Annotated in this window: 15 protein-coding genes and 1 pseudogene; 6 read left to right on the top strand and 10 right to left on the bottom strand. The window is 69.2% G+C overall.

The genetic code is table 11. The features are described from left to right. Nucleotides 1-8: 8 nt before the first annotated feature. A complete protein-coding gene (locus ACFWUR_RS09240) occupies nt 9-2825 on the bottom strand; it encodes an FAD-binding and (Fe-S)-binding domain-containing protein (RefSeq protein WP_378904367.1) in 2817 nt (938 codons plus the stop codon). 257 nt (nt 2826-3082) lie between these two features. Between ACFWUR_RS09240 and ACFWUR_RS09235 the strand changes: the two genes are divergently transcribed. Continuing rightward, nucleotides 3083-4966: an ABC transporter ATP-binding protein gene (locus ACFWUR_RS09235; protein WP_378904365.1), complete on the top strand. Its 1884-nt coding sequence runs from the start codon at nt 3083-3085 to the stop codon at nt 4964-4966. Between the two features lie 306 nt (nt 4967-5272). Here ACFWUR_RS09235 and ACFWUR_RS09230 read toward each other — a convergent pair whose 3' ends face one another. After that, nucleotides 5273-6268, bottom strand: coding sequence for an acryloyl-CoA reductase (locus ACFWUR_RS09230; protein ID WP_378904363.1), 996 nt, complete (start codon nt 6266-6268; stop codon nt 5273-5275). Between the two features lie 116 nt (nt 6269-6384). Beyond that, nucleotides 6385-7476, bottom strand: a complete 1092-nt coding sequence (locus ACFWUR_RS09225; RefSeq protein WP_378904361.1) for a DNA polymerase IV — start codon at nt 7474-7476, stop codon at nt 6385-6387. Between the two features lie 104 nt (nt 7477-7580). On the opposite strand from ACFWUR_RS09225, the pseudogene ACFWUR_RS09220 reads away from it, so the two are divergent. Beyond that, nucleotides 7581-7988, top strand: a pseudogene (locus ACFWUR_RS09220) (PaaI family thioesterase); the annotation flags it as partial. Between the two features lie 472 nt (nt 7989-8460). On the opposite strand, the gene lon reads toward ACFWUR_RS09220, so the two are convergent. Beyond that, the gene (lon, locus tag ACFWUR_RS09215; RefSeq protein ID WP_378904359.1) at nt 8461-11001 is read right to left on the bottom strand and encodes an endopeptidase La; all 2541 of its coding nucleotides are present in this window, start codon (nt 10999-11001) and stop codon (nt 8461-8463) included. Between the two features lie 195 nt (nt 11002-11196). Between lon and ACFWUR_RS09210 the strand changes: the two genes are divergently transcribed. The 3 genes from ACFWUR_RS09210 to ACFWUR_RS09200 are packed head-to-tail and all read left to right on the top strand — an operon-like array spanning nt 11197 to nt 13302. Then, nucleotides 11197-11694 (top strand): pyridoxamine 5'-phosphate oxidase family protein, encoded by a 498-nt coding sequence (locus tag ACFWUR_RS09210; protein WP_378904357.1) that lies wholly within the window; start codon nt 11197-11199, stop codon nt 11692-11694. Between the two features lie 49 nt (nt 11695-11743). After that, the gene (locus ACFWUR_RS09205) at nt 11744-12151 is read left to right on the top strand and encodes a YciI family protein (protein ID WP_378904355.1); all 408 of its coding nucleotides are present in this window, start codon (nt 11744-11746) and stop codon (nt 12149-12151) included. Further along, on the top strand, nt 12148-13302 hold the full coding sequence (locus tag ACFWUR_RS09200) for an RNA polymerase sigma factor (RefSeq protein ID WP_378904353.1): 1155 nt from the start codon (nt 12148-12150) through the stop codon (nt 13300-13302). Before ACFWUR_RS09205 ends, ACFWUR_RS09200 begins: the two co-directional genes overlap by 4 nt. 60 nt (nt 13303-13362) lie before the next feature. Here the strand turns inward: ACFWUR_RS09200 and ACFWUR_RS09195 are convergent, their stop codons facing one another. The 3 genes from ACFWUR_RS09195 to ACFWUR_RS09185 are packed head-to-tail and all read right to left on the bottom strand — an operon-like array spanning nt 13363 to nt 15416. Next, nucleotides 13363-14439 (bottom strand): DUF3068 domain-containing protein, encoded by a 1077-nt coding sequence (locus ACFWUR_RS09195; protein WP_378904351.1) that lies wholly within the window; start codon nt 14437-14439, stop codon nt 13363-13365. Next, nucleotides 14436-14606, bottom strand: coding sequence for a DUF2613 domain-containing protein (locus ACFWUR_RS09190; protein ID WP_378904349.1), 171 nt, complete (start codon nt 14604-14606; stop codon nt 14436-14438). Before ACFWUR_RS09190 ends, ACFWUR_RS09195 begins: the two co-directional genes overlap by 4 nt. Before the next feature lie 30 nt (nt 14607-14636). Then, nucleotides 14637-15416 (bottom strand): hypothetical protein, encoded by a 780-nt coding sequence (locus ACFWUR_RS09185; protein WP_378904347.1) that lies wholly within the window; start codon nt 15414-15416, stop codon nt 14637-14639. Between the two features lie 83 nt (nt 15417-15499). On the opposite strand from ACFWUR_RS09185, the gene ACFWUR_RS09180 reads away from it, so the two are divergent. Then, entirely contained in the window at nt 15500-16117 is a 618-nt protein-coding gene (locus ACFWUR_RS09180) for a TetR/AcrR family transcriptional regulator (protein WP_378904345.1), read from the top strand. Between the two features lie 315 nt (nt 16118-16432). On the opposite strand, the gene ACFWUR_RS09175 is transcribed toward ACFWUR_RS09180, so the two are convergent. From ACFWUR_RS09175 to ACFWUR_RS09165, 3 genes are all read right to left on the bottom strand, one after another. After that, nucleotides 16433-18220 carry a protein kinase gene (locus ACFWUR_RS09175; RefSeq protein ID WP_378904343.1) on the bottom strand — a complete coding sequence of 596 codons (1788 nt, stop codon included), beginning with the start codon at nt 18218-18220 and terminating at the stop codon, nt 16433-16435. Nucleotides 18221-18239: 19 nt separating this feature from the next. Then, nucleotides 18240-18527 (bottom strand): hypothetical protein, encoded by a 288-nt coding sequence (locus ACFWUR_RS09170; RefSeq protein WP_378904340.1) that lies wholly within the window; start codon nt 18525-18527, stop codon nt 18240-18242. Nucleotides 18528-18604: 77 nt separating this feature from the next. Further along, complete coding sequence (locus tag ACFWUR_RS09165) at nt 18605-21451, bottom strand: ATP-binding protein (RefSeq protein ID WP_378904337.1); 2847 nt, start codon at nt 21449-21451, stop codon at nt 18605-18607. Between the last annotated feature and the right edge of the window lie 108 nt (nt 21452-21559).

Genomic DNA, 21559 nt, shown 5'->3' with positions numbered 1-21559 from the left:
GATCGGGTTCAGCCGACAGCCGGTCCGGTCGAGCAATCGAGCAGGTAGGTGGCCAGATGCAGGCCAGGGGTGTGCGCGAGTTGGTCGGCCTGGGTTCGGCAGGAGAAGCCGTCGGCCAGGAAGACGGCGTTCGGTGGGGCCTCGCGCAGCGCCGGGAGCAGGGCGTTCTCGGCGACCGCCACCGAGACGTCGTAGTGGCCGCGTTGCATGCCGAAGTTGCCCGCCAAGCCGCAGCACCCGGCCAGTTCCGCGACGGTGACGCCCATCGCGGCCAAGATTCGGCGTTCGGCGTCGAAGCCACCGACGGCGTGCTGGTGACAATGCGGTTGGACGACGACGGTGTCATGCGGTCGCCGGGGTGGTTGCCAGGTGGGATGTTCGAGGAGGAATTCGGCGAGGGTCCGGACGGCGGCGGCGACCTGTTTCGCGCGGGGATCGTCGGGGAGTAGTTCGGGCAGGTCGGCGCGTAGGGCAGCGGTGCAGGAGGGCTCGAGGCCCACGATCGGGCCGCCTGCCGCCGCGTGGTCGGCCAGTACGTCGAGGGTGGCGCGCAGTCGGGTGCGGGCGCCGTCGAGTTGACCGGTGCTGATCCAGGTGAGGCCGCAGCAGACTCGATCTTTCGGGATACGGACGCGATGGCCGAGCTGTTCGATCAATTGCCTCGCGGCTGTCGCGATCTCGGGGTCGAACGTATCGGTGAAGGTATCGATCCACAGCATGACCTCAGGCGTCGATGTCTCGTCGGCCTCGGTGGGGTCGTTGTTGTCGGACCATGTGCGGCGCAACGACTTCGGGGCGAGTCGCGGCACGTCTCGCCGTGGGTCGATGCCGACCAGGCGCATGCCCGCCCGGCGCAGGCGGGGGCGGGCGGCGAGGGCGTTGGCGAGGCGTGGGAAGTGTTGGGCGATGGCGAGCCAGTGGGGGAGCCGGCCGAGGACATAGTGATCCAGGGGGCGTAGTCGTGCGCGGTAGCGGCGGTACAGCGCCTCGGATTTGTAGGTGGCCATGTCGACGCCGGCGGGGCAGTCGGACGCGCACGCCTTGCACGACAGGCAGAGGTCGAGGGATTGCTCGACTGCTGGTGCGCGCCAGTCGAGTTCGCCGCGAACTACTTCCTGGAGCACTCTGGCGCGGGCCCGCGTGGAGTCCTTCTCGTCGGCGGTGGCCAGATACGAGGGACACATGAAGCCGCCGGCGCCGTGAGTATCCGCGCGGCACTTGCCGATTCCTACACACCTGTGCACAGCTGTGGATAAATCGCCGGAGTCTGTGGACAGGGCGAAGCCCAGGGAGGGGACCGGCGACAGACCCGCAACGCGCAGGTCGTCGTCGACGGGTCTCGGTGCCACGAGCACACCGGGATTGAGGATGTTCTCGGGATCGAACAGGGACTTGAAGCCCGCGAAGGCCGCCCGGGCCGCCGGTGAGTACATGACTTCGAGCAGTTCGGATCTGGCGCGACCGTCGCCGTGTTCGCCGGAGAGCGATCCACCGTGACGCACAACGAGTTGCGCGGCATCGAACAGGAAGGAGCGAAAACGCCGGGGCGCGTCGGTGATCGGGAAGTCGAGGCGGACATGGATGCAGCCGTCGCCGATGTGTCCGTACAGCAGGCCCCTCACATCGTAATCGCTGGTGAGCGAGGCGAATTCACGAAGATAGGTACCCAGGTTCTCCGGCGGGACAGCGGCATCCTCCCAACCGGGCCACGCCGGTTTTCCGTCGGGAGTTCGCCCGGCCAACCCCGCGCCGTCGGCACGGATACGCCAGAGTGCCGCGGTAGCAGCGGGATCGGTGACGATCCGGTGGTCGTCGGCGTTGCTCTGCGCGCACAGTCGCCGGGCCGCGGCCAGCGCCTGTGCCGGGCTCGCTCCCGCGGTTTCGACGAACAGCCATCCGCGACCTCGCGGCAACTCGGGCACCGTGCCCCGATGGGCGCGGACCACATCGACGAGTCCGGCATCGATACCCTCCACCGCGATCGGCGCGCATCCGGTCACCGCGGCGATATCGTCGGCGGCCGAGGCGATATCGGGGTAGCCGAGCACCGTGAGCACGGTCGCCGCGGGTATCGGCGTGAGCGCGACCTCCGCTTCCAGGAGTAGGCCACAGCTGCCTTCGGACCCGACGAACGCCTTCGCCACCGACGAACCACGTTCCGGCAGTAGATGTTCCAGACCGTAGCCGGATGCCTGACGATCGAACCGGCCCAGTTCGGTGCGCAGCACAGCCAGATTCGCGGTGGTGAACTTCGCCAGGCCGGGCACCGCCGCCAGGTCGGCGCCCAGTGTTCGATGCTGCCCCGTGCCGTCGAGAACGCACAGCTCGCGAACGGTATCGGCGGTGCGGCCCCAGGCCAGCGCGTGCGGTCCGCACGCGTTGTTGCCGATCATCCCGCCCAGCGTGCAGCGGTCCTGCGTCGACGGATCCGGCCCGAATCGCAACCCGTGCGGGCGCAGCCGCCGTTGCAGATCCGACAGCACCACCCCCGGCTGCACGGTCGCCGTTCGCGCTTCGACGTCGACCGCGCGCACCGCGTGCATGTGCCTGCTGAAATCCACCACGATGCCGGGACCGATGGCATTGCCGGCGACCGAGGTGCCCGCGCCGCGAGCGGTGACCGACAGCCCGTTCTCGTGCGCGAAGGTCATCGTGGCGGCGACGTCGTCCTCGCCGCGGGGAAACACGACCATGGCTGGTCGAACGCGGTAGTTGGAGGCGTCGGAGGAGTACTCGACGCGTCTGCGCACCGACGCGTCGACCGAGCCGTCGAGCCGCGTTCGCAGTTCGCCTGCCAGCTTTTCCGAGCTCCGGTCGTGGTCCACCCGACCAGCCTATTCCGGCCATCGGGGTGCCATCGGCCGGCCGTATCGCGCGCTCGTCACGATCCCCGCCACCGACGTATCCGGGTTTTCGAACCGATCCGCACGCGCCCGACCGGCGGTTTCGGGCACAAAGAGCGGCCGGTTTCGCTGTGCGCTGAACAGGGAGCCTGCGGAAAGTATTTGCAGTCAACCTTTGTTGAGGTTTTAGTGTCGGTGGGCAGGAGTTCAATGGGCGGGGAAGCCTTGAGGAGAGTGCAGTGAGTATCGAATCCGTGGCCTACAGCCAGATGTATCGGCGCGCTAACGCGCCCGAAGAACAGCGCCCGTTCAGCACGGCGACGGCGCGCCGGATCGTGCGGTTCGCCGAGGGGCATCGGCGGCGGATCAGCGGATTCCTGATGCTCAGCGTGCTGGCCGCGGTGCTCGGCGTGGCTACGCCGGTGTTGGCGGGGCGCGTCGTCAACGGGATCGTCGACGGTTCGGCGCCGCGGACCGTGGTGCTGCTCGCCCTCGCCATCGCGGGGCTGGCCGTCCTCGACGCGGGACTCGGCATCGCCATCCGCTGGCTGTCGGCCCGGATCGGCGAGGGCCTGATCCTCGATCTGCGCACCGCGGTGTTCGATCACGTGCAGAAGATGCCGGTCGCCTTCTTCACCCGCACCCGCACCGGCGCGCTGGTGAGCAGGCTCAACAGCGACGTAATCGGCGCGCAGCGCGCGTTCAGCGACACTCTCTCCGGCGTGATCACCAACCTCGTCACGCTGCTGCTCACGCTCGCCGTGATGCTCAGCATCTCCTGGCAGATCACGCTGCTCGCACTGGTGCTGCTGCCCGTCTTCGTCGTCCCGGCCCGGCGCGCCGGCAACAAACTCGCCGCGATGCAGCGTGAAGCCGCCCAGCTCAACGCCGCCATGAGCACCCAGATGACCGAACGCTTCTCCGCGCCGGGCGCCACCCTGGTGAAGCTGTTCGGCAGGCCGAAGCAGGAATCGTCGGAGTTCGCGGTGCGCGCCACTCGCGTGCGTGACATCGGGGTGCGCACCGCCATGCTGCAGACCACCTTCGTCACCTCGCTCACCCTGGTCTCCGCGCTCGCCCTGGCCCTGGTCTACGGCCTCGGCGGCTGGTACGCGCTGCAGGGCAGTCTCGACGCGGGTTCGGTGGTCGCGCTCTCGCTGCTGCTCACCCGCCTCTACACCCCGCTCACCGCGCTGGCCAGCGCCCGCCTGGAGATCATGTCGGCGTTGGTGAGTTTCGAGCGTGTCTTCGAGGTGCTCGACCTGAAGCCGCTGATCGAGGACGCTGCGCACGCCACCCCGGTGCCCGACGGCCCGGTCGCGGTGGAACTGGACGCGGTGAACTTCGGTTACCCGTCGGCCGACAAGGTCTCGCTCGCGTCGCTGGAAGACGTCGCGACGCTGGACAGCCGTGGCGGCGTCGAGGTGCTGCACGAGGTGTCGCTGCGCGCCGAGCCCGGGCAGCTCATCGCCCTGGTCGGCTCCTCCGGAGCGGGCAAATCGACTATCGCCCAATTGGTTTCGCGTCTCTACGATGTCGACTCCGGCGCGGTCCGGCTCAACGGTTCCGACGTGCGCGACCTGACCACCGAATCCATCCAGCGCACCGTCGGCCTGGTCACCCAGGACGGCCACCTCTTCCACGACACCATCCGCGCCAACCTCCTGCTCGCCCGGCCGGAAGCCACGGAGGACGAGCTGTGGGACGCCCTGCGTCGGGCCCGTCTCGGGGACCTGGTCGACTCGCTCACCGACGGACTGGACACCGTCGTCGGTGAACGCGGTTACCGCCTCTCCGGCGGCGAACGCCAACGCCTCACCATCGCCCGCCTGCTCCTCAAGCAGCCGAGGGTGGTGATCCTGGACGAGGCCACCGCGTCTCTGGACTCCACCTCCGAAGCCGCCGTCCAGGAGGCTCTCACCGAAGCACTGAGCGGCCGCACCGCCCTGGTCATCGCCCACCGACTGTCCACGATCCGCGCCGCCGACCAGATCCTGGTCCTCGAAGACGGCCGCATCATCGAACGAGGCACCCACGCCACCCTGCTCAACGCCGACGGTCGCTACGCCGAGCTCTACCGAACCCAGTTCGCCGACGACCCGGTGGTCCCGGCCGTCGTTTGACGCAACACCCGCTCGAGCCCGGTCCCCCAGCTGCTGTCGTTCCCGGCACATGGGGGACCGGGTTCGGGCTGCGCCACGGCCACTACCGAAACCGGAGCGCTGACGGCACTTCGCGACCCACGCCGGGAGCGCGAAGGTCGCGTCGAGCGGCACGATGCGAACACCGCGCAGCCAGGTGGTCGCCGGATCGGTGCGAAGTGTTCGAGTACGGCGATGTGGCCATCCATCACCGCACGGACGCCGACTTCGCGGGCGCGGATCGACGCGATCGCGGAGTTGTCGGTGATCGTTGCGTCCCGGTATCGCTCAGAACTCGCCCGCCACGCCGATCACAGTGCGACCGGAGTGGACGCCGCCCTTGATCGCCCGCAGGACGGCACCCACTTCGGCGATCGGCGAGAACGACTCGATGGTCGAAAGGTGTTGCGGGCGCAGTTCTTTGCCCAGGGCGGTCCACAGCGCACGGCGCTTCTGGATCGGGAGCTGCACCGAGTCGATGCCGAGCAGGCTGACCCCGCGCAGGATGAACGGGAGCACGGTGGTGGGCAGTTCGGCGCCGCCGGTGAGGCCGCTCGCCGCGACCGCGCCGCCGTAGCCGATGGCGCTGAGGACGTGGGCGAGCGAGGCGCCACCGACACTGTCGACCGCGGCGGCCCAGTTGGCCTTGTTGAGCGGGCGCGGCTTGGCATCGGGATCGAGGGGGAGTCGGCCGATCACCTCGTTGGCGCCGATCTCGGCGAGCAGGTCGCCCGCGTCGGTCTTGCCGGTGGAGGCGATGACCTCGAAGCCCAGACCGGAGAGGATGTCGATGGCGACCGTGCCGACGCCGCCGGTCGCCCCGGTGACCAGGACCGCACCGTCGTCGGGAGTCAGGCCGTGGTCGAGCAGGGCCTGCACGCTCATGGCTGCGGTGAACCCCGCGGTGCCGATGGTGGCGGCGTCGCGGGTGTCGAGACCGTCGAGCTTCACCACCCACTCGGCGGGCACCCTGGTGTACTCGGCGAAGCCGCCGTTGCGGGAGACGCCCAGCTCGTAGCCGTGGGCGATCACCTGGTCGCCGGCGGCGAAGTCCTCGGTGTCGGAGGCGATCACCTCGCCGGTGAGGTCGATGCCGGGCACGATCGGATAGTTGCGCACCACCCCGCCACGTGGCGTAATGGCCAGCAGGTCCTTGTAATTCGCACTCGAGTAATGGACCTTGATCGTCACCTCGCCGGCGCCGAGGAAATCGTCCCCCACCGTTTCGCGGGCGAGAACGATCTCACCGTCGGACTCACGGGCCACCATCGCTGAGAACTCCATGAGCCGAGCATACGAGTTCGGAGCCCCGAGGTGGAGGGGCCGCGCTCTCGGACAGTTGATCACCAGGCCACCACGGAGGCATCGGCGGAGAAGCAAAATCCACCAGCGCCTGGTGATCATTCGTCCAGATGTGGCTGTCCGGTCGGTGGGAGGAGTTCGAGGCGGACGCCGAGGAGGCGGACCGGGCGGTCGAGGTCGAAGCGGTCGATGATCGCCAGGGCGGTGTCGGTGATGGTGGGGATGTCGTCGGTGGGGGAGGGGAGTTTTTGCTGTTTGCTGCGGGTGTAGAAGGTTTTGGTGCGGACGGTGACCGACACCCGGGTGCTGATCCGGTGGTGTTCGCGCATTTCCTCGGCGACTTCGGTGGCGATGCGGGCGACCTCACGGCGGATCTCCTCGGGTTCGGTGAGGTCGTGCGGGAACGTTTCGGATTTGCTGCGGCCCACGGGGATCCGTGGGGTGGTCGAGAGTTCGGTGTCGCCTTTGCCGTGACCGAGCACCCACAGGTAGGGGCCGGTGCTCGGGCCGAATTCGGCGGCCAGGCGGTCGCGGTCGGCGGACATGAGGTCGGCGACCGTGGCGATGTCGAGATCGGCCATGCGTTTGGCGATGCGAGCGCCCACGCCCCAGAGCGCGTCGGTGGGGCGGTGGCCCATGAGTTCGGTCCAGTTGGCCGCGGTCAGTTCGAAGATGCCGGTGGCGGCGCCGGGGTCGTGTTCGGGTTCGGCGGAGGTCTTTCCGGTGGACTTGGCGAAACCGGTGGCGAGTTTCGCGGTGAGTTTGTTGTCGCCGATCCCGACCGCGCAGGTGAGTCCGAGTTCGATGATGGCAGTGCGGATTTCGGCGGCGAGCCGCCATGGATCGGCGTCGGTGGCGACGAAGGCCTCGTCCATCCCCCACACCTCGACCGCGCCCGCCACCCGGGCCAGCGTCGCCATGATCTCCTCGGAGGCCGCCTCGTACGCGGCCATGTCGACCGGCAGGAAAACGCCCTCCGGGCACTTGCGCTGCGCCATCTTCAACGCCATCCCCGCACGCACGCCGTAGGCCCTCGCGGGATAAGACGCGCAGGTCACGACCTTGCGGGGCTGTGCGGGATCACCTTCACCGCCGACGATGACCGGCTGACCGCGCAGCTCGGGGCGACGCCGGAATTCCACCGCCGCCTGGAATTGGTCGAGATCCACATGCAGGAGCCACCGGGGCACTGTTCCGTCATACCCCATGGCACCGGGAATCCGGCGTAACCGGGCGTGGCAATATCCGTACCGCGCCAACCGATCACGACTGAGCTCGAAGAACGGAACACCCGATGCCGACCGAAGCCACCACCCTCGACCTCGACCTGGCGCGCCAGGTGCTCGCCGCGCAGCCTTTCGCCCGTCTGGTCGGCACCGAGCTCACCGAATTCGGCGATGGCGCGGCCACTCTCGTCATCGATATCCAGCCCGAACACGGCCAGCAGTTCGGCTTCGTGCACGGCGGGGTGCTCGCCTACGCCGCCGACAACGCCCTCACCTTCGCCGCGGGCACCGTCCTTGGCCCCAACGTCCTCACCGGCGGCTTCACCATCACCTACCTGCGTCCCGCCCAGGGCGAACGCCTGCGCGTGCACGCCACCGTCCTCGGCGCCACCCGCCGCCAAGCGGTCACCCACTGCGACGTGTACGCCGAGATCGAGGGCGAGGAACCCGTCCTCTGCGCGGTCGCCCAGGGCACCACCCGCCGCGTCGAGAAGGACCTCGCCCCCTCTACCGAGGAGGACGCCGAATTCGACGACGATGTCGAGTTCGACGACGACCAGGACAACTACGACACCGACCAACTGGCCGTGGTCACCATCGAAGGCCCGGTGCTGCCCCCAGCCGTCAGCCGCTGACACCACCGAGCACTGAACGTTCGAACCGACGAGGCGATGGAGAAGGCCATCGACGTCCGCACCAGTGAGGGCCGCTCCAGGTCCGAGGCAGTTCGCTGTGCACTGCTGCGAACCTACAAGGAACTCCTGCTCGAACAGGCCACCGCCGACGCCGAGCGGCTCGAAAACGATCCGAAAGACTCGGCGAATTCAAGGGGTCGCTGGAGGGCGGCGAGTCGAGGGGTCTGGACCGGGCGTTGATGCTGAAACTCGGATCGCCCTGGATACGGCGAACGGGCCGTGCGCAATGCGCACGGCCCGTCGACGGTTCGGATCAGGCGCTGACGGCGAAGGTCTTGCCGTCGGCGGCGGGTTCGGCGATGGGTTCGATGGCGTAGGCCAGGATGTCTGCCACGTCGGCGACGGGGCGGACGTCCAGTGCGGCGAGGACTTCGGCCGGGACCTCGTCGAGGTCCGGTTCGTTGCGGGCCGGGATGAAGACGGTCTTCAGGCCGGCGCGCTGGGCGGCGAGCAGCTTCTGCTTCACGCCGCCGATCGGCAGGACACTGCCGTTGAGGGTGACCTCGCCGGTCATGCCCACATCGCCGCGAACCGGACGACCCAGGGCCAGTGACACCAGGGCGGTGACCATGGTGACGCCCGCCGACGGGCCGTCCTTCGGGACCGCGCCCGCGGGGAAGTGGATGTGGATGTTGCGGTCGAGGACCTTGGGTTCGATGCCGATCTCCTCCAGGTGCGAGCGCACGTAGGTGAGCGCGATCTGCGCGGACTCCTTCATGACGTCGCCGAGTTGGCCGGTGAGAGTGAGCGAACGCTCGCCCTCGGCGCCGTTGGCCTCGATGTAGAGGACATCGCCGCCCGCCCCGGTTACCGCAAGGCCCGTCGCCACGCCGGGGACCGAGGTGCGTTCCATCGAATCCGGGGTGAAGCGGGGGCGGCCGAGGTAGTCGGTGAGGTTGTCGACGTCGACGGTCAAGCTCGTCACCTGGGTGGTCGGCCGCGGACCGGATTCGAGGTCGATGACGTTGTCGTACCCGAGTTCCGGGTCGTAACCGAGCACCGCATCAGCACCGAGCGAGCCTTTGTCGACCAGCGCGGTCGCACCGCCGACGTTGCCGAGTCCGGCATCGTCGCCGAGCCCGGCACCGTTGCCGGGCGCGATGCCCTCGCCTACGCGAGCGACGTCACCGGTGACCAGACGAGTTGCCGCCTTGCGCAGGGCCTTCGCGACGAGGCGCTCCATCTGACGCACCCCGGCCTCGCGGGTGTAGTTCGCCGCGATCTCGCGCAGCGCCGCGTCGGTGATCGAGACCTCTTCGGCGGTCAGCGCATTGCGTTCCAGCTGGCGGGGGACCAGGAAGTCGCGGGCGATGGCCACCTTGTCGGCCTCGGTGTAGCCGTCGACGGTGATGAGCTCCATGCGGTCGAGCAGGGGACCGGGGATGGTGTCCATGACGTTGGCGGTCGCGATGAACAGCACGTTCGACAGGTCGAGGTCCAGGTCGAGGTAGTGGTCGCGGAAGGTGTGGTTCTGCGCGGGGTCGAGGACCTCGAGCAGGGCAGCCGCCGGATCACCGCGGAAGTCGGAGCCGACCTTGTCGATCTCGTCCAGCAGGACAACGGGATTCATCGAACCCGCCTCCTTCACCGCACGCACGATCCGGCCGGGCAGCGCGCCCACGTAGGTGCGACGGTGGCCACGGATCTCGGCCTCGTCGCGCACGCCGCTCAGGGCGACGCGAACGAACTTGCGGCCCAGGGCCTTTGCGACCGACTCGCCCAGCGAGGTCTTGCCGACACCGGGCGGACCCACCAGCACGAGCACCGCGCCGGAACCACGTCCACCGACGACCTCGAGACCCCGCGCGGCCCGACGTGAGCGCACCGCCAGGTACTCGACCATCCGGTCCTTGACCTCTTCCAGGCCGTGGTGATCGGCGTCGAGCACCGCGCGGGCGGCCGAAACATCGGTGCTGTCTTCGGTTTTCACCGACCACGGCAGGTCCAGCACGGTGTCGAGCCAGGTGCGGATCCAGCCGGATTCCGGGCTCTGGTCGCTGGCGCGCTCCAACCGGCCGACCTCGCGCAGTGCCTCCGCGCGCACGTTCTCGGGCAGGTCCGCGTTCTCCACGCGGGTGCGGTAGTCGTCGGCGCCGTCGGGTTCGTCCTCGCCGAGTTCCTTGCGGATAGCGTTGAGCTGCTGGCGCAGCAGGAACTCGCGCTGGCTCTTCTCCATGCCGTCGCGGACGTCTTCGGAGATCTTGTCGGTGACCTCGACCTCGGCGATATGGGCTTTGATCCAGTCGATCTGCTTGGTGAGCCGCACCGTGACATCAGGGGTCTCGAGCAGCTCGCGCTTCTGGTCGTCGGACAGGTACGGCGCGTAGCCCGCGGTGTCGGCGATGGCCTCGACGTCGTCGAGCTGGTTGACGATGTCGATGATCTGCCAGGCCTCACGCCGCTGCAGCACAGCGACGACCAGCTTCTTGTACTCGGCGGCCAGTTCGGTGGTGCGCTCGTCGGGCTCGACCGCCTCGACGAGTTCGGCCTCCACCCACAGCGCGGCACCGGGGCCGGTGACACCATGCCCGATCCGCGCGCGACGCTCGGCCTTCAACACGGCCGCGGGCGCGCCACCGCGCATCCGGCCGACCTGTTCGATGGTGGCGACGACGCCGTAGGAGGCGTATCCCTCGTCCAGGCGCGGCGCGACCAACACCGAGCCGGTCTTGGCTGCCTGAGCGGCGTCGATGGCGGCCTGCGCGGATTCGTCCAATTCGATGGGCACGACCATGCCCGGCAGCACGATCGGATCGGTCAGGAACAGCACCGGCAGGTTCTGAGCTGAAGTCATGTCGACCCTTCCAAAGTTGAGCTTTGCTGACTCAACATGGACCCCCGGGTGTTTGTTCCTGCAGGTGGCGCCGTTCACTCACGGCGAAAAATTCTCCGAAGTTCTTTTGCCGGGGATGTCGAGAACTCGGGGGCGGCTCCGTCCCAGGGGTACGAGCAGCCGAACGGGCCTCGATGACGCGGAGGAGCGAACGCCATGGAACCGAACGAGATCACCGCGATTCTGAATCGCCCGCTCAGCCAGGAACTGCTGGCCCGCGACCTGGTGCGGATGGCCTACGTGGCCAAGGACGGCACGCCGCGCAATGTACCGGTCGGCTTCGCCTGGAACGGCGCGCAGATCGTCGTGTGCACCTCGACGAACGCGCCGAAGCTGGCTTCGCTGCGACACAACCCGGCGGTCGCGCTGACGATCGACACGGAGGTACACCCGCCGAAGATGCTGCTCATCCGTGGACAGGCGGAGCTGGACGTGGTGGACGGTATCCCGGCGGAGTACCTGGAGATGAACGGCAGCTACGAGATGACCGCCGAGCAGCGCGTCGAATGGGAGGCCGGGGTCCGCTCGCTCTACGACAGCATGGTCCGGATCGTCATCACGCCGACCTGGGTCAAGCTCATCGACTTCGACACCACCCTGCCCTCCGCCGTCGAGGAACTGATCCAGCAGCGGGCCGCACGCCAGAACGCCTGAAACCGACCGATCACGGCCAGAATGGCCGAAACGAACCGAGGAGAACATCATGGCCAAGTACCTGCTGCTCAAGCACTACCGTGGCGCGCCCGCCGCGGTCAACGACGTGCCGATGGATCGGTGGACGCCCGAGGAGGTGACCGCCCATGTGCAGTACATGGAGGATTTCGCCGCGCGACTGCGATCGAGCGGGGAGTACGTGGACAGTCAGGCGCTGTCCGCGCAGGGCACGTTCGTTCGCTCGGACGGCGAGGGGCGCCCACCGGTCACCGACGGGCCCTTCGCGGAAACCAAGGACCTGATCGCCGGATGGATGGTCATCGATGTCGACACCTACGAGCGGGCGCTCGAGCTGGCGGGGGAGCTGTCCGCGGCGCCGGGCGCGGGCGGGAAGCCGGTTCAGGAGTGGCTCGAACTGCGGCCGTTCTACACGGAATTGCCCACGGTGACCGAATGAACGAGGCGCTACTGCGCGAACTCGTCCCCGCGGTGATCGCGATCCTGGTCCGTCGTGGGGCCGAGTTCACCGCGGCCGAGGACGCGGTGCAGGAGGCGCTGATCCGGGCGCTGGAAACGTGGCCCGAGGATCCCCCGCGCGAGGCGAAGGGCTGGCTCGTCGCTGTCGCCTGGCGCAAGTTCCTCGATGCGGCTCGGGCCGAAACATCGAGGCGAGGTAGGGAATTCGCTGTCGAGATCGAACCCGAAGCCGGTCCGGTGGCAGCCACCGACGAGACGCTGTGGCTGTACTTCCTGTGCGCGCACCCCTCGTTGTCCCCGGGATCTGCTGTCGCCTTGACCTTGCGCGCGGTCGGCGGCCTGACGACCCGGCAGATCGCGGCGGCCTACCTCGTCCCGGAAGCGACCATGGCGCAACGGATCAGCCGAGCCAAGCGGCGAATCGCCGGCTTGCCGCTGGACCGCCCCAGCGATTCGACGACTGTGCTGCGCGTGCTCTACCTCGTCTTCAACGAAGGCTACAGCGGCGACATCGATCTGGCGGCCGAGGCCATCCGCCTCACCCGTCAGCTCGCCGCCTCGACCGACGAACCCGAGGTCTCGGGACTGCTCGCGCTGATGCTGCTGCACCACGCGCGCCGTGCGTCGCGCACCGAGGCCGGGCGCCTGGTGCCGCTGGCCCAGCAGGACCGATCACGGTGGGACACAGGTCTTATCGCCGAAGGCGTGACGATTCTGCAGGCCGCACTCACCCGCGAGCAGTTGGGCGAATACCAGGCCCAGGCGGCGATCGCCGCGCTGCACGCCGACGCCCCGAGCACCGACGACACGGACTGGGTACAGATCGTGGAGTGGTACGACGAACTACTACGCCTCACCGACAGCCCGGTGGTTCGACTGAACCGCGCGGTCGCGGTCGGCGAGGCCGACGGCCCCCGAGCGGGCCTGGCCGCTCTGGCCGACCTGGACCGAGAACTACCGCGCCACACCGCGTCTCGCGCGTACCTGCTCGAACGCGCGGGCGAGCTGGAGCAGGCAGCCGCCTTGTACACCGAGGCATCCCACGCCGCCACCACCGTTCCCGAGCGCGACCACCTCACCCGCGAGGCGGCCCGGGTGCGCCGGCTACTGACTCAGGTCGACATCCCGTGAAACGACCTCGGCCTCCCCGGGTTGAGGACCGGGAAGGCCGAGGGCGTTGGGTCAGGCGGTCTAGAGGTTCGAGGGGCGCAGCCGCTCGGTCGGGGGGTCGATCGTGCGGCGGGAGGTGGAGGACCCGCCACTGAGGAAGCCGAGGACGGCTCCCGCGATCAGGGCGATGGCGCCGACGATGCCCAAGATGATCGGCAGGGTCTTGCCGAAGAGATCGAGCTTGTCGAGGCTCTCCTGGGTCACGGCCATCTGCGCGTCGATGGTCTCTTCGTCGAAAACGAGGTGCGACTTCAGCACGGAGACGTCGACCTGCTCGGCGCTACGGCCGTAGTACATGTGGATCTTCTCGCCACCCTTGAGGACCGCGCCGGTCCTCGGCTCCACCCACACGTCGCGCGTGTTGGTGTAGAAGCGGGTCATGGTGACCGGCTCGGTGCCCTCGAGGCCCCACTTGGCGGCGGGCAGGGCGAGCTTGTGCGAGGGGTGGTTGACGACGTCCCACATATTCGTCACCGGGATGTTCTGACGGAAGTGGTACACCGGCACGCCGTTGATCTCCGACTCCTCGACGAAGTCGATGTCGTAGGTGGCGCGGGCGTTGAGGTCGAAGTACGGGTACGACTTCTTCTCGGTGCCGATCGGGAAGCGGTACTGCAGCCCGCGGCGCTGCTGCTCGGTGGGGATCGAGGCGCCCGACTTGGGGTCGGCGGCGACGGCGATCGAACCGTTGGGCGAGGCGTCGATCGGCGCGCCGGTGACGCGGTCGATGGTGACGCGGTCGACCGAGGCGGTGAGCAGGCCTTCCTTGGGGTCGCGGTCGTCGCGACGCAGGGTCTGACCGGCCTGGACGGTCATCTGGTCGGCGTCGGAGGGCTCCTCGACCGTCAGGAAGCGCTGCGAGACGAGCGGCACGTTGGTGTTCACCGTGGCAGCGCCCTCGGGCGCGGTGAGCGACTTCGAGTCGAGCACGAGGCTTTCCTCGCCGGGCACGCTCTTGGCGATCGTGGTGATGCGCAGATCGAGCGGGGTCTTGGCGACCTTGTCGACCGTGTAGGTGGGGATCATGACGGCGGCCGCGAGCAGCAGCGCACCGAGGCCGACGAGGATGCAGGCGATGAGCCTGCGCATGTTGCTCATCGCGAGCCGTACTGCACGTCGCCGAGCAGCGAAGAGCCCGGGTCACCGGACTCCTCGAGCGCCGGGATCGAATTCTGTTGCGCGGCCGCGGTGATGCCGAGTACGGCAATCACCCCGAGGACCGCGCCGGCCAGGCCGCTGACCAGGCCGGGGACGACAAACTTCATAGATCGAACTCCAATTGCGTGGTGCGAAACTCAGCCGACGGAGAAGAACCCCAGGGTCGGGGCGAACGAGCAGGTGCGGTCACCATCGGCGGTGGCCGTGGTGAGCGAGCCGGTGATCACGGCGGCGACCCGGCCGGGGCCGGTGTCGGCGATCGCCGACAGCGTGGCCGGGCCATCGGGGTTGATGCCCGCCGCGGTGGTGAGCGGCTGGGTGCCGGTGCGGCGGTTGTCGAGGTTGACCCACTGCACCGTCATCGGCGGATTCTGCACGACCGTCGCGGTTTTCGTGCCGAGTGCGGTGAAAACGAAGCCGGTCTGGCCCGCGGCCGGTCCGGGCGGCGGCAGCTCGGCGGGGCCGGGGACGGCCAGCGCGGTGCCGACGGAATCGGAGGTCGGGCCGATGCAGCCCTTGCCGATGGTCGGGTAGAGGAACTGCGCGATGCGCGGACCGTCGGTGGGCGGCAGTTCGGGACCGCCGCCGCCGCTGCCGTCGAGGAAGGTGATGACCCTTTCGAGGGTGGCCTTGACCTGCGCCGGGATGCCGGGCGTGGCCAGCAGCACGCGCGCCTGGGCCAGGATGGCGGCCTGTCCGCCGTCGGCGATGGGGCCGGGGGCGGAAATGGCGCCTACGATCGTCGGTGCCAGCGCGGCCAGAGTCCCGGAGGGGACATTCTCCGCGATGGCGGGGACACTCGGCTGTGTCGCGGCGGACTGCGGGGCAGCCATCGTGGGCGTGGGCGCCACGAGTGCCGCACCCGCCGCTAGTACGAGGGCGGACAATGCGGTCCGCGATGCTCGGGTGCTCAGCACTGGTCGGCCGTCCTTTGTTCGGTGGATAGATGAAGCGACCCGGAAAGGTCAGTGTTATCCCGGGTTTCAGATACTTTGGAGAGGTGACTACAGCGGACAGGCGGTATGGGGGTCGTACGGTCGTCGCGCGTAAAGCAGAACGGCGACTGCGATTCCTGGAAGCAGCGACGCGAATCTTCGCCGAACGCGGGTACGCCACGTGCTCGCTCGCCGAGGTGTGCGCGGCGGCCGGGCTGTCCAAGCGGCAGTTCTACGAGGAGTTCGAAACCCGCGAAGACGTGCTGGTGGCGGCCTATGACCGGATCCAGGACGACGCGGCGGCGGCGGTGGGCACCGCCCTGGTCGCCCTCGACTCGACCGATCCACAGCTCGCGCTGCGGACCGGATTCGGCGCTTACCTGGAGTCGCTCGGCTCGGACCCGTATCGCGCGCAGGTGGCGCTGATCGAGGTGGTCGGGGTGAGCGATCGGATGGAGACCCATCGCCGGACCCGCAGGCACGCCTGGTCGGCGTTGATCGAGGGGGCGTTGGCCCAGGTCGGCGTGCGACTGCGCGGCGATGCCGAGCTGACCACCGCGCTGATCACCGGCGCGGTCACCGGCGTGGCGCACGAGTGGCTGCTGCGCGAGTCGCGCCCGCCCGTCGACGAGCTGGTCGACCTGCTCACCGGTGCGGCCCTGGCGCTGGTCAGTTTCGACTGACATCAGGGCAGCCCTCGGGAGCGTGGCAACCACACTCACCTGCCGCCTGCTCAATCGACTCCCTTTCCGGACAATGTGAGACCGAACGGCTTCACAGTGTGGGCGAGAGTTTGGCATATTAGTGACCCAGATCGCAATGCCAGAATTTTTGAGACCGGTGTCACCTGGGGTGATGCACAACGGCCACCAGTCCTCGATGCCCTCGACCCGGCCAGATGCGGGCGTTTTCTGCTGGACGATTGACCGACTACTTCGCGACCAGGGCAAGCCTGAGCAATCCGGTAGCAACCTGTTCCAATTCGGTCGGTGTCCATGTCAGCCTCTGCGCAGGGAGCCGGCGATGGTGCCGCCGAGGTAGCCGGGAGTTCGATAGGCGAGGGTGCCGTCGGATCGCAGGGTGACCGTGGAGGTGGCGCCCTGGTCCATGCATCCGCTCCCCGCGGTGAGCCTGGCGCGAAAGGTGAGCCGGTCGGTGGTGGCTTCGGTGAGGGTCTCCGCGCGGTCGCACCGAGCGCGGGAGAAGGTGCCGGTGTTGGCGGAGGTGGCGAGTTCGGCACCGACTGCGCCCGCGGCGATGGTGAGCTCGATGTCGAACTGGACCGGGCCGTCGGCGGCGCGGCCCTTCCAGGTGCCGACGAACGCGGCCGGGACGGTGGTCGCGCCCGACGCGGCGGCGGTCGAGCTGAGGGGAGCGGTGGTCGAGCCGACGTCGGCGGTGATCGGCCCGCCGACCGTGGTCGACTCGGCGGCGGTGATCGATCCGGTACCGCCGGTGGACTCGCCGTTCAGTTGGGTGCCGATCAGATAGGCACCGCCCGCGACAGCCACCGCGACGGCCAGGGACGCGGCGATCAGAAGAGTCCGAGTGCGCCGCGACGCGGTGGCCGCTGGCGCGGGCCGCGGACTGCCGATGACGTTGTGCGCGTCCACAACGGGCGACCCGGTGAAGTCGCTGCTCGACGCGGCGGAATTCGGCCCCGCCGAAGCCGAAGCTCGACGCGGCGCCTGGGTGGGGCCGGTGACCGATCCGCCGAAACCGGCATAGGGAGTCGATGCCGATCCGGCGGCGGCCCTCGGCCCGTTCGGTCTCGCGGAGCCGGTCGCGCAGGTTTGCGTCGGGCTCGCGGTTGGCGGATTCGGTGCCGAGATGGAGCTCGACCACCCTGGCGTGGAGGTCGCCGCGGCGCCGGGCGGCGATGCGCCGGGAGGGTTGTCTGGGCCGGAATCCAGGTCGAGGAGACGGACCGCGCCCGTACTGATGTGCGCCACTACTTGTGGCGGTAGCCAACCGCCGTGTTCGGGGGCGCCGATGCGCGCCAGTTCCGAAAGTATCTGTTGTGGTGCCGGTCTGGCGGCGGGGTCCTTGGCCAAACAGGAGGAGACGAGCGGTCGCAGGGCGGAAGGCAAGGCCTCGAGGCGGGGTTGCTCGTAGACGATGCGCCAGAGCATCTGCATCACCTCGGCGGTCCCGAAAGGTCCGTGCCCCGTGGCCGCGAAGGTGAGGACACCACCGAGCGCGAAGACATCGCATGCGGGACTCAGGGTTTCACCGCTCACCTGCTCGGGGCACATGAAACCCGGTGAGCCGAGGAACTTCCCGGTGGTGGTGAGAGCCGAGTCAGCGATCACGCGGGCGATGCCGAAATCGATCACCTTGGGTCCGTCGATCGCGAGCATCACGTTCGACGGCTTCAGGTCGCGGTGCACGATGCCCGCCGCGTGCACCGCCACGAGCGCTTCGGCGAGCCCGTGCGCCAACGCCGACAGCGTGGGCTCGGCGAACGGCCCGAACCGGGTCACCGCGTCGGTCAACGAGATCCCGGCGACATAGCCGGTGGCCAACCAGGGAGCCCGCGCATCGACGTCGGCGTCGAGCACCGGCGCGGTGAAGGCACCGCCGACGCGCTGGGCGGCCCCGACTTCCCGACGGAACCTCGCGCGGAACTCGGGGTCGATCAGGTCGGGGCGGATCACCTTCACCGCCACGGTGCGCCCACCCGGATTCCGGCCCAGATACACCTTGCCCATGCCGCCCGCACCGAGGACCCCCAGCAGTCGGTAGTCGCCGATCCGCCGAGGATCGTTCGGGTCGAGCGGTTGCATCGCGGGTGGTTCCTTCGAATCAGGTGAGCTGGGCTCGGGTGTGGGCCAGTAGCTCCGGGAAGAACTGGCCGAGGAACTCGTGCCCGGCGAAGCCGAGGTCGTCGCTGCGCGCGATCGTGGCGAGGAAGGTGTGCACCTGAGCCTCGGACAGGCCGATGCCGCTGTCGTGCACGCGGATGGTGCCGTCGCCGGTGCTCGCGGGCGTCTCGATCCTGACCTGCGCGCGAGCCCGCGGGTCGAGGCCACGACGGGCGGTGATGGCGCGCAAGTCGACCTGGCATACCTGCTCCACCGGGTTCCCTCCCATAAATCACCGTCTGCCCGGTCACTGTAACCCCATCGTCCGACGGCGTCCGGGCCACGACAAAATGCCTGTGACCGGCCTCAGTGGCGACCGCGGGCGATCTCGGTGCGGTTGGTGACGGACAGTTTGGCGAGGATGTTGCGGACGTGGGTTTCCACCGTGCGTTCGGACAGGACCAGGCGGGTCGCGATCTCCCGGTTCGTCAGGCCGGTGGCGACGAGGTCGTGGACTTCGCGTTCGCGGCGGGTGAGCGGGTCCGCGGAGCGGGCGGCCGTGGCGATTTCGGTGAGCAGGGCATCGGCGGCCTTCAGGCGGTGGGGCATCTCGAGGCGGCGGAAGGCGGTGGCGGCCTGTTCGGCCGCGGCGCGGGCGGCGGGGAGCTCACCGCGCGCGAGCAGGGTGCGGGCCAGGCCGAGCCGGCCGAGGGCGACGAAGGGGTGCGCGCCGATCGCGGTGTCCATCGCGATTCCCCGGTGGTAGAGGTCGACGGCATCGTCGAGATGGCCTGCGACGCGGGCGTTGTCGGCGCGGACGCGGGCGATGGAGCCGACGCAGATGAGGGCTCCGGTGCCGTCGGCGGCGTAGTGGTGTTCGCGGCCGCGAAAGGCGCGATAGACGCGGTCGGCGGTCTCGGCGTCGTCGAGGAGTTCGGCCACGACGCCCACCGAGTACACGGTGCCGGACCAGCGTGGGCCGATCTCCAGGGTGTCGGGAAGCAGGCGAAACGGCGCGAACAGGGCCCGCGCCTCGTCGAGATCACCCGCCATGGCGTGCATCATCGGGGCGAACAGCTGGGCGATCGTGATCTTCGGCGCGAAGGCCAGTGACGCCAGCGCCGCGGTGAGCTCGTCGCGATCGACATGTCCGACGATGACGCCGTACATACCGCGAAAGGCATGGTGCAGGCCGGCGAGGGAGTAGTCGCCGATGCCGAGCGCCAGCTCGTAGGCGGCGGCGTCGAAAGCGAGCGCGGCGCTGAATTCGCCGACCAGGGCAGCGCGGGTGGCACGCAGGCGGAGCTGATGCCAGCGGGCGATCGGGAGGCGGCGGCGGTCGGCGAGGAGCTCGATGTGGTCGAGGGCGTCGTCGAAGGCGGGCAGGTCGCCGCGTTGCAGGGCCGCGTCGGCTGTCCACACATATCCCCAGAGTTGCGCGAGAGGCTGTTCGGCGTCGGCGGCGATCTCGATCGCCTCGGCCGCGAGGACCGTGCGCTCGTCGAGGAACTCGGTGGCGGCGAGGGACAGGTGGCGGGCGTGGATCGCGTCCAGGATCACGTCGGGGTCGGTGGACCGTCGCGCGGCGCGCATGGCCCGGTCGGAGAGTTCCCTGGCCTGGATACCCGCGCCGCGGTCGGCGGCGGAGAAGGCGCGCTGGGCCAGGATCCTGGCGATCAGATCAGGGTGGCCATCGGCGTCGAGTAGTCGTAATGCCTTGCCGCAGAGCATGTCCAGCTGTGTCATCACCGTCGGAGTGGTGACGCCCTGGACCACGAGTCCGGCCTCGGCGAGCAGGTCGGGGCGCTCGGCCCGCTCGGCGAGAGCGCCCGCCTCGACACAGTGGTCGAGGCTGGTGGCGACCCACCCCGCGGCGAACTCGTCGCGGGCCAGTTCGATCAACAGTTCAGCGCGTTCGGCGTCGGACACGGTGGCGCCCGCGGCGTCGATGGCCCACTCTCCGAACCGGATCGCCTCCGCGTAGGCGGCGCTCGCGCGAGCCGACCGCGCGGCTCGGCGGGCCCAGTGGCGGGCCTGGGGCGAGTCGGTGCCGGAGGGGGCGTGGCGCCAGTGGGTCGCGATCGCGCCTGCCACCGCCGAATCCGGTCCACCGCGCGCGCTCATGGCCTCGGCCGCCGCGCGGTGGTAGGCGGTTCGCCGCGAGGGTGTGAGATCGGCGTACACGGCATCGCGTACCAATGCGTGCGTGAAACCCGTTGTCCCGTCGTCGAAGCGGCGCACTATGCCTGCTCCGGTCGCCGCATCGAGCGCCTCGGACACCTCCTCGCTCGCCGGTGCGAGGTTCGGCGCATCGACAGCGAGTGGCATCCGATCATCGCCGCTCGGTGCGCTTTCGGGCCGAAGCACCGAGGTGTGGACCCGCGTCAGCAGTTCGGTGTCGATGCGTTCACCGAGCACGCTTGCCGCGCTGAGGATCTCGATGTCGGTGGGGGCCAGTCGGTCGAGTTGGGCGAGGATCAGGCGGCGGATACCGGGAACCGAGAGCAACGGGTCGTCTCCGGCGTCGAGGCCGGAATCGATGACCAGGCGCACGAGCAGGGGAGTTCCGTCGGTGCGTTCGTGCACGCGGTGCGCGAGATCGGGGGTACAGCCGCGCTGTTCGAGCCAGTAGCGCACCTCGTGTTCGGAAAGCCTTGGCACCGGCAGGGATTGGAAGTGGGGCAGGCGCAGCCAGTCGGGCTGGTCGGCGAGCAGGGTCTCGCCCATCGGTTCGCGGGCGGTGCCGACGATGAGCACTTTGGTGCGTGGCGTTTCGGCGGCCACGTGGGTGAGCAGTGCCAGCGAGGTGGGATCGGACCAGTGCAGATCCTCGAGGACCAGCAGCAGGCCCGACGGCGCGGCGGCCGCGGTGAGCACGTCGGCGACCTCGGTGAACATCCGAAAACGCTGGGCGGCGGGCCCACCGCCCCGTTCGGTGACGGTGTCGAGGGCGGCGGCCAGTTCGGGGAGTTCGCGCGCGGCGCGGCGCCACGGCCACAGCGGCGGCATCCCCGCGTCGGCGAGGGCGTTGCCACGTGCGACCCGCAACCCCGCCTCGACGGCCAGCACGACGACGCGTTCGGCCAGCCAGGATTTGCCGATCCCCGCCGTGCCGCTGACCAGCACGAACCTGCCCGCACCCGATGCCGCGGCCACCACGGCGGCGCGCAGGCGGGCGATCTCCTCATGCCGTCCGACGGCCGGAGTCTGCACCGAACCAGTATCGCGCGTCGGCGCGAGTTCAGTACTGCGAATACGTGGCGGCACTGATCCGCGCGCCGCCCAGCAGCGCGACGCTGGAGCTGTCCGATTCCCCAGTTC

It is taken from the genome of Nocardia sp. NPDC058633 (assembly GCF_042717045.1).
Taxonomy (GTDB): Bacteria; Actinomycetota; Actinomycetes; order Mycobacteriales; family Mycobacteriaceae; genus Nocardia.
Note: the sequence above shows the minus strand (reverse complement) of the source record. Positions and strands in the feature narration are given on the sequence as shown.

Bases quoted from the DNA above. Each gene is read 5' to 3' on its own strand.
- ACFWUR_RS09230 (WP_378904363.1), bottom strand. From the start codon at position 6,268: ATGGAGTTCTCAGCGATGGTGGCCCGTGAGTCCGACGGTGAGATCGTT.
- lon (WP_378904359.1), bottom strand. From the start codon at position 11,001: ATGACTTCAGCTCAGAACCTGCCGGTGCTGTTCCTGACCGATCCGATC.
- ACFWUR_RS09210 (WP_378904357.1), top strand. From the start codon at position 11,197: ATGGAACCGAACGAGATCACCGCGATTCTGAATCGCCCGCTCAGCCAG.
- ACFWUR_RS09205 (WP_378904355.1), top strand. From the start codon at position 11,744: ATGGCCAAGTACCTGCTGCTCAAGCACTACCGTGGCGCGCCCGCCGCG.
- ACFWUR_RS09200 (WP_378904353.1), top strand. From the start codon at position 12,148: ATGAACGAGGCGCTACTGCGCGAACTCGTCCCCGCGGTGATCGCGATC.
- ACFWUR_RS09195 (WP_378904351.1), bottom strand. From the start codon at position 14,439: ATGAGCAACATGCGCAGGCTCATCGCCTGCATCCTCGTCGGCCTCGGT.
- ACFWUR_RS09190 (WP_378904349.1), bottom strand. From the start codon at position 14,606: ATGAAGTTTGTCGTCCCCGGCCTGGTCAGCGGCCTGGCCGGCGCGGTC.
- ACFWUR_RS09175 (WP_378904343.1), bottom strand. From the start codon at position 18,220: ATGCAACCGCTCGACCCGAACGATCCTCGGCGGATCGGCGACTACCGA.
- ACFWUR_RS09170 (WP_378904340.1), bottom strand. From the start codon at position 18,527: ATGGGAGGGAACCCGGTGGAGCAGGTATGCCAGGTCGACTTGCGCGCC.